This window comes from Bacillus sp. A260, from assembly GCF_009861435.1.
In the GTDB taxonomy this organism is placed as follows: Bacteria; Bacillota; Bacilli; order Bacillales; family Bacillaceae_G; genus Bacillus_A; species Bacillus_A cereus.
In genome coordinates, this window is the sequence record NZ_CP046398.1 from 649,050 (window position 1) to 663,591 (window position 14,542).

Sequence of the window (14,542 nt, forward strand, 5' to 3'; positions counted from 1 at the left end):
AGAGAAATTGGGCTTTTGTTTATTCTATTATTAAATTTTATCTATAAAAAGATTTTGCAGTGTCACAAAGTTACAGTGCTCATTCGTTATATAGAGTGAGAGGAGGAATTATATGAAAGTTACAAACAAAGATTATGAAAAGATGGAAGAGCTATATGAGTTGTATGAACAAAAAATTTATTATGTAGCTTATTCTATTTTAAATAATATTCAACAGGCTGAAGATGCGGTTCAAGAGACGTTTATTACTCTTTATAAGAACTTGGAAAAGCTCCATAGCTTGAGCACTGAAGAGCTTAAACGCTATATTTTGAGGGTCGCGAAAAACAAGGCGATTGATAGTTACCGGAAAAATAAACGACATGAAACATTTTTAGAAGAATATGAAAGAGAATCAATAGAAGCAGTAGATGAAAATATTGAAGAGTGGGAAAAACGTAAAATGTCTGAGGTTCAAATTGATACATTGCTAAAAGAGTTAAATGAATCTAACAGACAGGTGTTTAAGTACAAAGTCTTCTATAACTTAACGTATCAAGAAATTTCAAGTGTAATGGGGATTACGGAGGCTAATGTCCGCAAGCAGTTTGAACGCGCTCGAAAACGAGTCCAAAATATGATAGGAGGTATACAACATGACGAATTCAAAGAACTCCAAAGAAATATATGAACTTGCTGAAAAAATTGCTTTAGATGATTTTGATAAATCCGAAGAACAACATGAATTTTCACATACATATACGCGCAAAAAGAAATTGTTTATGGAAGAAATGAAGCTGAGAGGCGAGCGACCACAGAAAAAGCGTAAAAGACATCGTATGTTAATCGCTGCTGCCTGTTTATTAATTGGTATGCCAACAACTGTTTTTGGTGCAGTGAAAGTCTATAATATGATTGTTCAAAAACAAAATTACGAAGTAAATGTTTCCTTAACAAATAAGGATTCGAAAAAGAGTAATCAGTGGTATAAGTTGAAGATTGGTAAATTGCCAGAAAATATGGAAGCAATTGATGATAGTGCTATGAAATATTCATTTAAAGATAACGACGCAATGGGCGGGTTTTCATTTGTTCTTTCGAGAGTGGGAGAAAATGCGGATTTTCAAACTTTATATTCAAAAAGTTATGAAGAAAAAGAGATAAATGGCAGGAAAGCAGTAATTGTCCATAAAGAAACTGGAAACAACAACGTAATGTTTGACAGAAAGGTCTTTCTCTTTTTTGAGAAAGAAGGGATTATGTTAGAAAGTTATATTGGATCCGATGTAAACGAAGAACAAATGATAGATGTGTTAGGGAGTATTTCACTTGAGCCTACGTCAAAAGAAAAGGCATCATATATAGCAGATTATGATGAAAATCGCTTTACCAAAGCAGCTGAACCGAAAGAAAATAAGGTGATTCCATTGAAAAAAGATAGTAAACGACTATTTCATATAGGACAAAAGGTTCCAGTAACGATATCTATGGATAACAGCCAAATTGAATATGTGATAGAAAAAGTTGAAGTCTTTGATTCAATTAAAGATTTTAAACAAGGGAATTTTAATGAACTTGGCCTAGAGATATTAAGCAAGAATAAGGCTTTAGATCAGATGGGAAAATTACTATCGTACAGACGAGATGAATATAAATTAGGGAATGGTAAAGATTCAATTGATACATTAGTAGATTCGAAATTAGTTAATGTTAAATTTGTCTATTTAACAACAACAGTGAAAAATATTGGTAAAAAGTCGACAGAAGAAATCTATATGCATCCATCCATAAAACAGCTTAAATTTGAAGGGAATGCATGGAACTACGCTAAAGAAGAGGGAATGGACGCAACGCGTATTATGACGGGTGAAGTTGATTACTTGGAACCTCACGGAGACGGGAAAAGCTTTTATAATATTGGCAGTATCACACCAGGACAAACGGTGAAGGTTAACTTAGGTTATTTTGTAGATGAGGATAAACTAGATTCAATCTTTTTGGATGCTTTCCATTACAGAGGGAATGGTGGCACTGAAAATATGAATGCGGAATATCGTTGGTGGATTGATATTCGTCAATAGTAACAAAGAGACTAAAAAGCTGCTTACATCTAGCAGCTTTTTTCGTCTTCATACATATGTAAAATTTCTTTCGCACGTATACGTAAACCATCTATCAATTCTTTCGGTTCTAACACTTTTGCATCTTTTCCAAGTCTATAAAATAAAGGAGTAATAAAGTTAATCTCACCTTTATCAATTGTTGAGTGTATATATCCTGTCCCATCCTCGTTTACTATAACGAATTCCTCAAGATAAGGAACGCTTTTACATTGGCGTACGCCTTCTGTTGTCAGTAAAACATGTAACTGAGTAGGGATGTGTACTACGTTAGAGTTAGAGGCAAACCACTCTTCTAAATTCATGAATGTATCCTCATTTTCTTCCGTTGATAATATGGAAAGAATACGATCGATGCGATACAGTAATACTTTTTTTCTACCGAAGTCATAGGACGGTAAGTACCATAACCCGTCGTGAGCATATACACCAATCGGATGAACATGTTTTGTTTTTATCCCTGATTTAGATTCGTATTGAAAGTGTAAATTTTTATTTTCAATAGCCGCTGTTAACACTTCGTTTAAAAGTGGGGTCTCAATTGTTCTCTTCGGATTCCAAAAGGCGATATAAGAACGTATTTTATCAACTTTCACTTTCGCATCATGTTGTAGGGAGCTATACAGTTTATGTGTAACGGAATTGATTTCTGTGTTAAAAGGTAAGTCGCGATAGTAACTTAAAGATTGAAAAGCAAAAAAGATAGAGACTGCTTCTTCTTCCGTAAATAAAATAGGCGGAATTACTCTATTCGTTAATACTTTATAGCCGCCGTTACGACCTTGTTCTGCGTAAATGGGCAACCCCATATCACTTAAATCTAAAATGTATCTATGGACAGTACGAACGGAGATATTAAATTCATCAGCTATTTCTTGCGCTGTAAATGTCTTTTTGGCAGAAGCAAATATAAGAATATCTAATAAGCGTTTAGCTTTTGACAAATGTATCACCTTTTCTTTTTAACGTGACATAAATTGTCATGTTTTATTGTTAGTATATTGTTTACATCATATGTTATCAAGATGAGATACAAGGAGGAAAAGATATGTCACGTGAAATAGTTTTATTTATTGCGGCGAGTTTAGATGGATATATTGCGAAAGAAAATGATGATTTAGAGTGGTTAATGGAAACGGAAGGAGAGGGAGATAACGGTTATACAGAAATGTACGAAACGATTGATACAATAATTATGGGAAAGAAAACGTACGATTATGTAGTAGAGCATACGGAAACATTCCCGTACTTAGATAAAGCATGTTATGTTTTTTCTCGTTCAGAAAAAGGTTCAGACGGAAACGTGGAATTTGTAAATGAAGATGTAGTGGAGTTTACAAAAAGGTTAAAAGCACAAGAAGGGTCTAAAATATGGATGGTTGGTGGAGGAGAGCTACTGAGAGAATTCTTTAAGAATAATCTAATTGATGAATATGTTGTTACGATTACACCGCATATATTAGGTTCTGGAGTTCCGTTATTTCAAGACAAGAACCCAGAAATTAATTTAACTTTGATGGATACGAAACGTTTTGGGCAATTTGTAAATTTATATTATAAAGTAAAGTGATAAAAAAACACGACTATTGATGATAGTCGTGTTTTTTTATGGATGGTAATGAAATTATAAAGCAAGACCCGTAATCGACTTCGCTCGTTACAGTAATATTTCCGCCGTGTAGTTCTACAATTTCTTTTACGATAGATAGCCCTAAACCAGTTCCGCCTGTAGATCGTGTTCTTGCTTTATCGACACGGTAAAAGCGGTCAAAAATGTGAGGGAGGTCTTCAAGCGGAATACCTTCGCCTTCATCTTCAATTGTAATGGAGATACGTTTATGTTCTTCTGTAATAGAAATGTTTATATGAGAATGCTCTTTTGAATGTCTATAAGCGTTATTTAAAATATTCACAACAACTTGTTCGAATCGTTGTTCATCTAAGTTTACTAGCAGTGTAGGAGGACAAGAGAAAGAAACTTTAATGTACCTTTCTTTATACATGGCGTTTACTTTTTCACATATACGCGTAAGGAAGGTGTGTAAATGCACTTCCTTTACTTGAATAGAAAAGTTATGTTGTTCCATTTGTGCAAGTGAAAATAAATCTTGAACTAAGTTTGTAATGTAATCAGACTCATCTTTTATAATTGATAAATATCGCAAACGTTGTTCAGAAGGGGTGCTTTCTTTTAAAGCAATGTCAGCATAACCTCTTACGTATGTTAACGGTGTTCGTAATTCGTGAGCAACACTTGCTAGAAATTCACTTCGCTCTGTTTTCATATAATGTAGATCATTTGCGAGCGTCTGAATAGATGATGCTAGTTCACCAATTTCATCATTTCGAGTAGTTGTTAATGAAACAGATAAATCACCTTTACTCATTTTTTCAGTGGCATGTTTCATGTGTAACAATGGTTTTGTTAATAATCGAGATAATAGGAAAATTGTGATGACTGTGAGTAGAAATGTGATGGCACCAGCAATAATGAATTGTTTTGTTAATCCATTAACTAACTTTTCAATTGATTCTGTTCCAAGAAACATGTACACATAGCCTTCATGTTTTCCATCTACTACAATGGGGCTAACTGTACATATATAATTAGATGTTTTCCAATGATTTTCTATAATCGCTCCATTATGGTCTGTTCGAGTTTGCATTTTACTAATATGATCGTTTATAGTCGTGTTTATTTCGTTAGATTTAGCTAGTATTTCTTTATTTGCATTTGTAATAACGACAGTTGTTTCAGCTTCAGATTCCATTAATGCTACGTGAGAGATGGTTTGCTCATCGTAATATTTTTCAAGTACATCTCGATGACTATTTCCTCGCTTTAATAAAGCTGTCATTTCTTCATTTACTCTAGTGTTTACAAGACTATAATAGAGCAAAATAAAGAGAACACTTTCAATTAAAAGTGTAACAATTAAAAAATAAAATCCGAATTGAATTGAAATTCGTTTCATCGTTTTGCCCCTTACTGTTCAGTATTAATCCATCGATAACCTACTCCATACACGGTTTTTAAATGATGATCAATAGGGAAATTTGCTTTTCGCAATTTATCACGTAAATTACGAATATGTGAATCGACTGTGCGATCTTCTGTATTTGTGTTTAACCCCCAAATTCGTTCGATGAGCTGATCACGGTTTAATACGTAGTTCACATGGCGTAAAAATAATCCGAGTAAAGAAAATTCAATTGGTGTGAGAAGGAGTTCTTCATTATGGACAGAAACGAAGTGTTTTGTTTCATCCCATACAATACCGTGATATTGGATTTGTTTATGTTCATTTGTACGTCTTAAAACGGCTTCAATTCTTGCGAAAAGTTCTTCTTCATGGAAAGGTTTCGTTACGTAATCATCGGCTCCAATTTTTAATCCTTGAACGACATCTACTGTTTGATCACGAGCTGTAACCATAATAATAGGAATGTTACTAAAAGATCGGATTTTTTTGCACGTTTCCCATCCGTCCATCTTTGGCATCATAATATCGAGTAAAACAAATTTAAAGTTTTGATTTTCTATATGTAAAATAGCTTCTTCTCCTGAAGTCGCACATACGCAGTTATATCCAATTGGTGTAAGATAAAGCGTTAATAATTCAAGCATTCTCGGTTCATCGTCTACGAGCAGTATATCAATCATAGAGAGCCCTCCATATTTATAATCGTTACTTAAAGTGTAATGCAAAATCATGAAGAAATGGTGCAGATTATGATGTGTCTGCATAATTTCTTCAGAATTGCTTGTTATTGTGGAGTTGAAATTACATTTTAGGTAATCATATTGGCTCAAAAATGATTAATACGGAGGCGGTATAGTGAAAAAAATGACCCGAATTTTTGGGATAACAATAATTACAGCAGTTGGTCTTGCTGCATGCGGACAAACGAATACAGACCATAAAAACCATGAATCTACAAAAGAGAAGAAAACAGAGCAAAAGGAAATGAAAATGAATCAGGAGGTAACGGCGCCAAAAGAAATGAACCAAGGTGCATCTAATGATTTATTAACGACAAGTTTAAAAAATGTAACGAGATTAAACACAAACGATCCTTCGCAAATGGCAGTATTAACTTCGCAAACGATATGGCCAGCAACTCATAAGGAGAACCAGCCAGGTGCTGTTATTTTAGTACCAGCAAGCGAGTGGCAATTAGGTATTGCGAGTGCAGATTTTATTCATCATCCGAATAACGGGCCGATTTTATTTATAGAAAAAGAAAAGATACCGGAAATGACGTTAAAAGAAATAAAACGATTAAATCCAATCGGAACGAAAGATGGAACACAAATTATGGTGATGGGAGATGTAGGTACTAGCGCGCTTGAACAATTAAAAGGTTATAAAGTAAAACAAATAAAAGAAACGGACCCAGCTATATTTGCGAAGGATGTTGATAAGGAGTATGCCGATATAACAGGAAGCTACCCAAATAGTGTTATTATCGGTTCGTCTGCAGAAGAAGGACGTTTATATACAACCCCCGCTGTAAATTGGATTTCTCATATGCCGGAACCACTACTCTATACAGAAAAGAATAAAGTGCCAGAAGCGACAATAGAGGCACTAAAAATGAGAAAAGATAAAGCAAATATATATGTATTAGGGCCAGAAAAAATTGTTTCAAAAGAAGTAGAAAAAGAGCTAAGCAAATACGGGAAAGTAACGCGTATTAGTGGAGAGACCCCTACAGAAAACTCGATTGCGTTCGCTAAATTTAAAGATGAAAAAACAAAATTTGGCTGGGGATTCACAAAACCTGGTCACGGTTTATCATTTGTTTCAAGTAAAACACCAGATTTAGCAGTTGCTGGGGCACCTTTTTCACATATGGGTAAACATGCACCTGTTGTATTATTAGAAGAAGGTAAAGCTTCACAAACAGTGTATGACTTCCTTGCAAGCATTCAGCCGAAGTTTAAAGATGATCCAACACTTGGACCATATAATCACGGTTTCTTATTAGGAAATACGAGTGATATTTCATTTGAAACACAAGGAATACTAGATGAGAGGTTAGAAATTGTTCAGGAAAGTGGTCAAGGACACGGTGGACATTAATGAAATGAGAAAAGATGCTACTAAGGTAGTGTCTTTTTCTTTAGGAAACTTTTACATAGCAAAAAATCTTCTACTCGTTATATAATAGCTTTCGTGCAGTCGGCTAGATTTTCTTATGGAGAAAACCAAATTATAAAGGAGTAGAGGAGTGATACTTTGTTTCAAACGATAAAAAATGACTGGTTTTCTAATGTGAAAGGGGACGTGTTATCAGGAATTGTCGTTGCTTTAGCGTTAATCCCTGAAGCGATAGCCTTCTCTGTTATTGCAGGCGTGGATCCGACAGTTGGACTATACGCAGCCTTTTGTATTGCAGTTACCATTTCATTTGTTGGCGGAAGAACTGGAATGATTTCAGCTGCAACAGGTGCAATGGCATTATTAATGGTAACGCTTGTTAAAGATCATGGTTTGCAATATTTATTTGCTACAACAATATTAACAGGTATTGTCCAGATTGTTTTTGGCGTGTTCAAACTGAGCTCATTTATGAAGTTTGTTCCGAAATCTGTTATGAGTGGTTTTTTAAATTCACTTGGAATTTTAGTTTTTACAGCGCAATTGCCACATTTTAAAAATGCAACTTGGCAAATGTATGCACTCGTTGTATTAGGACTTGCAATTATATATTTATTTCCACGTATTACAACGGCTGTACCTTCTACGCTTATTTCAATTATTATTGTGACGAGTATTGCACTTATGAGCGGATTACAGTTGAAAACAGTAGGAGATATGGGAAGCCTGCCGAAAGAATTACCGTTCTTTAGTATTCCTGACGTGCCTTTTACACTTGAGACATTAGGGATTATTTTACCTTATGCAGTTATGCTTGCAATTATCGGTTTACTAGAATCATTATTAACAGCTTCAGTTTTAGATGATATGACGCATACGGAAAGTAATAAGCATAAAGAGGCACGCGGACAAGGGATCGCAAACATTGTTGCTGGTTTCTTCGGAGGAATGGCAGGTTGTGCAATGATCGGTCAATCTGTTATTAATATTAAATCAGGTGGACGAGGTCGCCTATCAACATTTGTAGCGGGCGGATTTTTAATCGTATTACTATTCGTTTTAGGAGATTATGTCGTTCATATTCCGATGGCAGCTTTAGTTGCGGTTATGATTATGGTTTCAATCGGAACGTTTGATTGGAATTCTGTAGCAACGATTCATAAAGTGCCAAAAGGGAACGCATTCGTCATGATCGTAACAGTCGTGGTCGTTCTTATCACTCATAATTTGGGATTAGGTGTAATTATCGGAACAGTAATTAGTGCGGTTTTATTTGCATTCAATATGGCAAAGATTCACGTGAAACATTTATATATTGAAAATAAGAAAATATACGAAATTCACGGTCAACTCTTCTTTGCATCTACAGCAGATTTTATAAATGCTTTTTCATTGGATGAAGGTATAAAAGAAATCGAAATGAACTTTACTCATGCGCACGTATGGGATGATTCGGCAGTGGCATCAATTGATAAAGTTATTATGAAATATGAACAAAGTGGCGTGAAAGTAAGTATAACAGGATTAAATGAACGTAGCTCAAAACTTGTTGCAAATTTAGCTACTTATAATAAAAGAATTGCTAGTTAAAAGCCTCCTTTTTAGGGGGCTTTATTATATAATACGAGTAGGATAACGAAAAGGGGATTCAGCATATGTACAAACAAATTATATTAGCATGTGACGGTTCTGAACATGCACTTCGAGCAGCGGAACATGCAACATATATTGCAAAATGTAGCGAAGAAACAAATGTTGAAGTTGTGTACGTAGTAGATAATAGAACGGCAAAATCAGATATTATACAAGGTCAAACAGATTTAGAAACAATATCAGCTAGTCGAAAAGATAAATTAAAAGAGATTGAAGGTTTATTAAAGAAAGAGAACATTTCTTATACAATTACGATATTACATGGTGATCCTGGAGATACAATTGTTCAATATGTGAATACAGGAGATATAGATCTTGTCATTGCTGGAAGTAGAGAGCTCAATACACTGCAAGAAATGGTGCTGGGAAGTGTAAGTCATAAAATAGCAAAGCGTGTGAAATGTCCAGTGATGATTGTAAAATGAAATAGAATGTAACGAAGATCTTAGTATAACTGAGGTCTTTTTTTATGTATAAATGACTCTTATCTGTGGAAATACTAGATATATAAGTTGAAAAGATGTTAACTTACAAATTTGTAAGTTAGTTGTTAGAGAAATCGATGTTATGAAATTTTTCCCATTGGTAAAATAAAAGTATCAAAGGGGAGATAGGGAGGATGGAAGCAATGAAATCATTTCAAAATTTGTCATATAGCCAAGGTGTCAGTCTTATTTGTTTAGGGGGATTTGCTGCATCTGTTACGTTAGCCGTTTTAATAAAGGTGTTTCATCAAATCTTTTAATCTTATAGTAGGGAAGGAATGGGTTGTTATCATTAGTAGGAACAGCAATGAAAATAAAAAATAGCTCTTAGCATGTATGTAAATGCTAAGAGCTATTTTTATGCTTGTTATATATTATTTAAGCTTGTTTTGATTTTACTGACCCTGTATTTAAAGTAAGAGCAAGGAAGAACATTGCAAGTACGCAAGATGCAAGTAATAAGATGAATCCGCCATCCCATCCGAATGCATCTACGATAAAGCCCATAGCTGCACTAGCGAAAGCTGCTCCGCCTAAGTAACCGAAGAATCCAGTTAAGCCTGCTGCAGTTCCAGCAGCTTTCTTTGGTGCTAAATCTAGAGCGTGTAGACCAATTAACATAACCGGTCCGTAAATTAAAAATCCAATTGCGACAAGTGCGATACTATCAACCATTGGATTACCAGGAGGGTTTAACCAGTAAACAAGAACTGCGATAAATACACCAACCATAAATAGAATACCAGCAGGTGCACGACGTCCTTTAAATAGTTTATCACTCATCCATCCGCAAAGAAGTGTACCTGGAATACCAGCCCATTCATATAGAGCGTAAGCAGTACGTGAGCTACTATGAGTAAAGCTTTTTTCTTCTACTAAATAAGTAGGAGCCCAGTCTACAACGCCGTAACGTACGAAATATACGAAAACGTTCGCAATAGCGATGTACCATAAAAACTTATTGTTTAATACGTATTTAAATAAAATTTCCTTTACTGAAAGTTCGCGTTCGCGATCTTTTACTTTTTCATCTGGTGGATATTCCCCAGTATGTTCTTCAATAGAAGGTAGTCCACAAGATTGAGGTGTATCTTTCATCGTAATTAATACATAAATACCAACTAAAATTGAAAGAATACCTGGGAAGTAAAAAATACTTTTCCAGTCATCTGCGAAGAAGTATAAGCCTAATGTTACAAGGGAAGGCATAAGCGCTCCGCCAACATTATGAGCGACGTTCCAAATAGACATTTTTGTACCACGTTCGCTAATAGAGAACCAGTGAACCATCGTACGACCACAAGGAGGCCATCCCATACCTTGTACCCATCCATTTAAAAACTGAAGTACAAACATAAGTATAATGCTCGTTGTAATGAAAGAAAATGAGCCGAAAATAATATTAATGATACCTGATAAAAATAGCCCAGCTGCTAAAAAGTAGCGAGGATTACAACGATCGGATACGATACCCATAAGAAATTTACTTAATCCGTAAGCAATAGAAACTGCTGAAAGGATAACCCCAAGTTCCCCTTTACTAAAGCCTTGCTCGATTAAGTATGGCATTGCTAGTGAAAAGTTTTTTCGAACAAAGTAGTAGCCTGCATAACCGATGAAGATACCTAAGAATACTTGTAAACGTAATTTACGGTATTCGCTATCAACGCGATCAGCTGGTAAGCGTTCCGCGTGGGGCGCAGGTTTAAATAATTGTGTAAAAAACATAAAATGAAAATCCTCCCCTAATTAATTCGAAGCGTTTTAAGACAGAGAATATAAAAAGGCCATGAAATATAAAAAAGTTTCCTTTTTTATGATTCATAGCCGTGTACTCCGTTTCTCCGTGACTGTCAATATTAACTTCGTCGAAAATTATACAACTTTGTGACAAAAATGTAAACGTTTTTATGAATAAAAGTATTGACGGATTTTGTTCGCGGGATTAATATTTAAATACGTTAAATATTTTATTGTTTAAATAAGAGGTGGATAACATGCCAAATGATATGACGCATATCGATAAAATTCAAGCTCTTGCCTTTTCGATTGGAAAGAAAATGCAGACGGAGTTATTAGAACAAATGCAAGCAACAGGACTTACACCACCGCAGTTTTATATTTTAAAGATTTTAGATCATTATGGGGCTTCAAGAGCGACAACATTAGCAAAAAAGATGTATGTGAAGCCTAGCGCAATTACAGTGATGATTGATCGTCTAATCGATCAAGAACTTGTAGAACGCTATCACGACAAAGATGACCGTCGTGTTGTCATCATCGAGTTAACGAAAAAGGGGAAAGCTAGAGTAGAAGAGGCAATGACAGCTCGCAACGAGCATATTGCAAAATACTTTTCACATTTAGAGTTGCAAGAAAGAGAAGATTTATTACGTCTCTTTGAGAAGTTAGAAACCATTATTTGCGGGACACAAGAGAAAAAAGAGAATAACTAAGAGGAATTGAGGAGATTACATGGAGCAACAAGAAAATCAAAATAGAAAGTTGTTGTTAATCGGTTTAGTAATCGCGATGCTATTTGCTGCATTAGATGGAACAATTGTTGGTACAGCAATGCCACGTATCGTCGGTGACCTAGGCGGATTAAGTTTAATGACATGGTTAACGACAGCTTATATGTTAACATCAACGACAGTTGTACCAATTGCAGGTAAATTAGCGGATTTACTTGGTCGTCGTAACGTATATATAACAGGGCTAGTTATTTTCATGATTGGTTCGGCGTTATGTGGTATGGCGAATGGTATGACAGAATTAATTATTTTCCGTGGTATTCAAGGTCTTGGTGGCGGTATTATGATGCCAATGGCTATGATTATTATTGGAGATATGTTCACGGGAAAAGAACGTGCGAAATGGCAAGGTATTTTTGGTGCGTTATACGGTCTTGCTTCTGTAATTGGACCGCAAGTTGGTGGTTGGATTGTAGATGCAGTGAACTGGAGATGGGTATTCTACATTAACTTACCGGTTGGTATTTTAGCAACAATCTTTATTGCAATGGGATTAAAATCACATAAACAAACAGGACCAATTAAAATTGATATCGCTGGAATCTTTACGATGATTCTAGGTGTTGTAAGTTTATTACTTGCGCTAACGTTTGGCGGAAAAGATTATGCATGGGATTCTTGGCAAATTATCGGTTTATTCGCACTAGCTGTAATTGGTATCGTTAGCTTTGTTATTGTTGAAACGAAAGCTGAAGAGCCGATTTTACCAATGCATTTCTTTAAAAATCGCACATTTACAATACTGAATGCGATTGGATTCTTTATGAGTATTGGAATGTTCGGCGCGATTATGTTCGTACCATTCTTCATGCAAGGTATTGTAGGAGTAAGTGCTGCTGAATCAGGAACAATTATGACTCCAATGATGATTACAATGATTGTAATGAGTATTATCGGTGGGCAACTTGTATTAAAAGTTGGTGTAAAACCACAAATTATCGCAGGTATGCTTATTATGGCTGGTGGTTTTTGGTTATTAACAACGATGGATATGCACACAACGAAGCTTACAGCTACTTCTTATATGATGGTTATCGGTTTAGGAATGGGTCTTGTAATGCCGACATTAACATTAGCGTTACAAGAAAGCTTCCCGAAAAAAGACCTTGGTGTCGTAACGTCATCAAGTCAGTTCTTCCGTCAAATTGGTGGAACATTTGGTATTACAATTTTAGGATCAATTATGAATAACACTTCAGGTACAACGTTAACAAATAAATTAGTACCTGTATTAGATACATTCCCGAAAGAAGCGGGACAAATGGTAACGAAATTTAAAGATATGATTCACACAGATCCACAAGGTTTATATTCGATGCTATTTAGCCCAGAGGCATTAAAACAAATGCCAGAAGCGTTTGCTAACAGCATTGTACCTATTTTGAAAAACTCTTTAGTAGACTCGCTTCATACTGTATTCTTAACAGGATTAGTATTTATCGTAGTAGGTGCCATCTTTACGATTTTCTTACAAAAAATTAAACTATCAGATCGTAAAAAAGATGCTGAAGAGCCTGCTGTTGAAGAAAAAGAAAAAACTGTATCATACTCGTAATGAAGAAGCATCGCCTTATGGCGGTGCTTTTTTGAGTATAACCTTAAAAGCTTTTTAGTGAGAAATGATTGACGTATTTTTAGAAATACGTTATATTATTTTCTGTAAACGGTTACATGAAATGAGGAGAAAAGAGAATGAGTACGATTAAAGACGTTGCGAAATTAGCGGGAGTATCTGTTGCGACCGTTTCCAGAGTTCTAAATAAAAATGGATATGTTCATGAAGATACATTAAAAAAGGTAGAGCGTGCAATAGAGATGTTAGATTATAAGCCTAGTACAGTAGCGCGTTCACTGTATAATAAAAAGTCTCGTTTAATTGGCTTAGTTGTTCCGAATATCGTGAATCCGTTCTTTCCAGAAGTTGCACGTGCCGTAGAAGATGTAGCACATAAACAAGGTTACACAGTTGTTCTTTGTAACTCTGATGAAAGTTTAGAAAAAGAGAAACAATACATTGATGTACTTAGACAAAATAATGTAGATGGATTTATTGTAGCAACGAATCCACAAAATAGTGTTAATTACATGAATTTATCTGTTCCGGTTGTTGCGATTGACCGTATGTTTAATGAGCGTATTCCTACTGTATATGCAGATAACTATGCAGGAAGTCAGGCTGCGACAAAGTTGTTACTAGATAAAGGATGTAAACATATTGCACATATTCGCGGACCACGTGATGTGAGTACTGCAAATGAACGTTTTGAAGGTTTTGTAGACGTTATTACGCAAAATAATCTTTCGTATATGATTGCGGAGAGTACGTTTGAGCCAGCAAATAGTGAGCGTGTAGCGATGGAATTATTAGAAGAATACCCGCATATTGATGGTATTGTTGCTGGGAATGATTTAATTGCGATTGGTATTGTAAAGGCTGCACTTCAAAAGGGGATTGCCATTCCAGATAATTTACAAATTATCGGATTTGATGGCATTTCTTTAACGGAAATGATGTATCCATCTATTACAACAGTTGCACAACCGATATATGAAATGGGGAAAATTGCAACAGAGTTGTTGTTAGAGCAAATGGAAGGGAATACATTAGAAGAGAAACACTATCGTTTGCCAATTGAAATTATAGAACGAAATACAACGAAGTAAGG

Annotated in this window: 14 protein-coding genes; 10 read left to right on the forward strand and 4 right to left on the reverse strand. The window is 35.3% G+C overall.

The window, feature by feature from the left end:
* Positions 1-112: 112 nt before the first annotated feature.
* Together GD442_RS03270 and GD442_RS03275 are read left to right on the forward strand one after the other, a co-directional pair.
* On the forward strand, positions 113-670 hold the full coding sequence (locus GD442_RS03270) for an RNA polymerase sigma factor (protein ID WP_000869257.1): 558 nt from the start codon (positions 113-115) through the stop codon (positions 668-670).
* On the forward strand, positions 636-2,060 hold the full coding sequence (locus GD442_RS03275; protein WP_159365040.1) for a DUF4367 domain-containing protein: 1,425 nt from the start codon (positions 636-638) through the stop codon (positions 2,058-2,060). The genes GD442_RS03270 and GD442_RS03275 overlap by 35 nt, the downstream gene beginning before the upstream one ends.
* Before the next feature lie 29 nt (positions 2,061-2,089).
* On the opposite strand, the gene GD442_RS03280 is transcribed toward GD442_RS03275, so the two are convergent.
* Positions 2,090-3,052 carry a helix-turn-helix transcriptional regulator gene (locus tag GD442_RS03280; protein ID WP_113732210.1) on the reverse strand — a complete coding sequence of 321 codons (963 nt, stop codon included), beginning with the start codon at positions 3,050-3,052 and terminating at the stop codon, positions 2,090-2,092.
* Between the two features lie 95 nt (positions 3,053-3,147).
* Here GD442_RS03280 and GD442_RS03285 point away from each other — a divergent pair, with 95 nt between their 5' ends.
* A complete protein-coding gene (locus tag GD442_RS03285) occupies positions 3,148-3,669 on the forward strand; it encodes a dihydrofolate reductase family protein (RefSeq protein WP_000085780.1) in 522 nt (173 codons plus the stop codon).
* 13 nt (positions 3,670-3,682) lie between these two features.
* On the opposite strand, the gene GD442_RS03290 is transcribed toward GD442_RS03285, so the two are convergent.
* Positions 3,683-5,074, reverse strand: a complete 1,392-nt coding sequence (locus GD442_RS03290; protein WP_000822525.1) for a sensor histidine kinase — start codon at positions 5,072-5,074, stop codon at positions 3,683-3,685.
* A gap of 11 nt (positions 5,075-5,085) precedes the next feature.
* Positions 5,086-5,763, reverse strand: coding sequence for a response regulator transcription factor (locus GD442_RS03295; RefSeq protein ID WP_000565469.1), 678 nt, complete (start codon positions 5,761-5,763; stop codon positions 5,086-5,088).
* 175 nt (positions 5,764-5,938) lie between these two features.
* Between GD442_RS03295 and GD442_RS03300 the strand changes: the two genes are divergently transcribed.
* The 4 genes from GD442_RS03300 to GD442_RS03315 all read left to right on the forward strand — a co-directional run bounded on the left by GD442_RS03300 (position 5,939) and on the right by GD442_RS03315 (position 9,602).
* Positions 5,939-7,186, forward strand: coding sequence for a hypothetical protein (locus GD442_RS03300; protein ID WP_000738878.1), 1,248 nt, complete (start codon positions 5,939-5,941; stop codon positions 7,184-7,186).
* A 156-nt stretch (positions 7,187-7,342) separates the two neighbouring features.
* Positions 7,343-8,794 carry a SulP family inorganic anion transporter gene (locus GD442_RS03305; protein ID WP_000487896.1) on the forward strand — a complete coding sequence of 484 codons (1,452 nt, stop codon included), beginning with the start codon at positions 7,343-7,345 and terminating at the stop codon, positions 8,792-8,794.
* A gap of 65 nt (positions 8,795-8,859) precedes the next feature.
* The gene (locus tag GD442_RS03310) at positions 8,860-9,282 is read left to right on the forward strand and encodes a universal stress protein (RefSeq protein WP_086407836.1); all 423 of its coding nucleotides are present in this window, start codon (positions 8,860-8,862) and stop codon (positions 9,280-9,282) included.
* Positions 9,283-9,485: 203 nt separating this feature from the next.
* Positions 9,486-9,602, forward strand: a complete 117-nt coding sequence (locus GD442_RS03315) for a DUF4027 family protein (RefSeq protein WP_000834733.1) — start codon at positions 9,486-9,488, stop codon at positions 9,600-9,602.
* A gap of 118 nt (positions 9,603-9,720) precedes the next feature.
* Here GD442_RS03315 and glpT read toward each other — a convergent pair whose 3' ends face one another.
* Positions 9,721-11,070 (reverse strand): glycerol-3-phosphate transporter, encoded by a 1,350-nt coding sequence (gene glpT / locus GD442_RS03320; protein ID WP_000466385.1) that lies wholly within the window; start codon positions 11,068-11,070, stop codon positions 9,721-9,723.
* Positions 11,071-11,339: 269 nt separating this feature from the next.
* On the opposite strand from glpT, the gene GD442_RS03325 reads away from it, so the two are divergent.
* The 3 genes from GD442_RS03325 to rbsR all read left to right on the forward strand — a co-directional run bounded on the left by GD442_RS03325 (position 11,340) and on the right by rbsR (position 14,540).
* Positions 11,340-11,798 carry a MarR family winged helix-turn-helix transcriptional regulator gene (locus GD442_RS03325; RefSeq protein WP_001132365.1) on the forward strand — a complete coding sequence of 153 codons (459 nt, stop codon included), beginning with the start codon at positions 11,340-11,342 and terminating at the stop codon, positions 11,796-11,798.
* 19 nt (positions 11,799-11,817) lie between these two features.
* Positions 11,818-13,431, forward strand: a complete 1,614-nt coding sequence (locus GD442_RS03330; protein ID WP_000437647.1) for an MDR family MFS transporter — start codon at positions 11,818-11,820, stop codon at positions 13,429-13,431.
* Between the two features lie 137 nt (positions 13,432-13,568).
* Positions 13,569-14,540 (forward strand): ribose operon transcriptional repressor RbsR, encoded by a 972-nt coding sequence (rbsR, locus tag GD442_RS03335; RefSeq protein ID WP_000104052.1) that lies wholly within the window; start codon positions 13,569-13,571, stop codon positions 14,538-14,540.
* Positions 14,541-14,542 lie beyond the last annotated feature (2 nt).

Bases quoted from the DNA above. Each gene is read 5' to 3' on its own strand.
- GD442_RS03270 (WP_000869257.1), top strand. From the start codon at position 113: ATGAAAGTTACAAACAAAGATTATGAAAAGATGGAAGAGCTATATGAG.
- GD442_RS03275 (WP_159365040.1), top strand. From the start codon at position 636: ATGACGAATTCAAAGAACTCCAAAGAAATATATGAACTTGCTGAAAAA.
- GD442_RS03285 (WP_000085780.1), top strand. From the start codon at position 3,148: ATGTCACGTGAAATAGTTTTATTTATTGCGGCGAGTTTAGATGGATAT.
- GD442_RS03290 (WP_000822525.1), bottom strand. From the start codon at position 5,074: ATGAAACGAATTTCAATTCAATTCGGATTTTATTTTTTAATTGTTACA.
- GD442_RS03295 (WP_000565469.1), bottom strand. From the start codon at position 5,763: ATGATTGATATACTGCTCGTAGACGATGAACCGAGAATGCTTGAATTA.
- GD442_RS03310 (WP_086407836.1), top strand. From the start codon at position 8,860: ATGTACAAACAAATTATATTAGCATGTGACGGTTCTGAACATGCACTT.
- GD442_RS03315 (WP_000834733.1), top strand. From the start codon at position 9,486: ATGAAATCATTTCAAAATTTGTCATATAGCCAAGGTGTCAGTCTTATT.
- glpT (WP_000466385.1), bottom strand. From the start codon at position 11,070: ATGTTTTTTACACAATTATTTAAACCTGCGCCCCACGCGGAACGCTTA.
- GD442_RS03325 (WP_001132365.1), top strand. From the start codon at position 11,340: ATGCCAAATGATATGACGCATATCGATAAAATTCAAGCTCTTGCCTTT.
- GD442_RS03330 (WP_000437647.1), top strand. From the start codon at position 11,818: ATGGAGCAACAAGAAAATCAAAATAGAAAGTTGTTGTTAATCGGTTTA.
- rbsR (WP_000104052.1), top strand. From the start codon at position 13,569: ATGAGTACGATTAAAGACGTTGCGAAATTAGCGGGAGTATCTGTTGCG.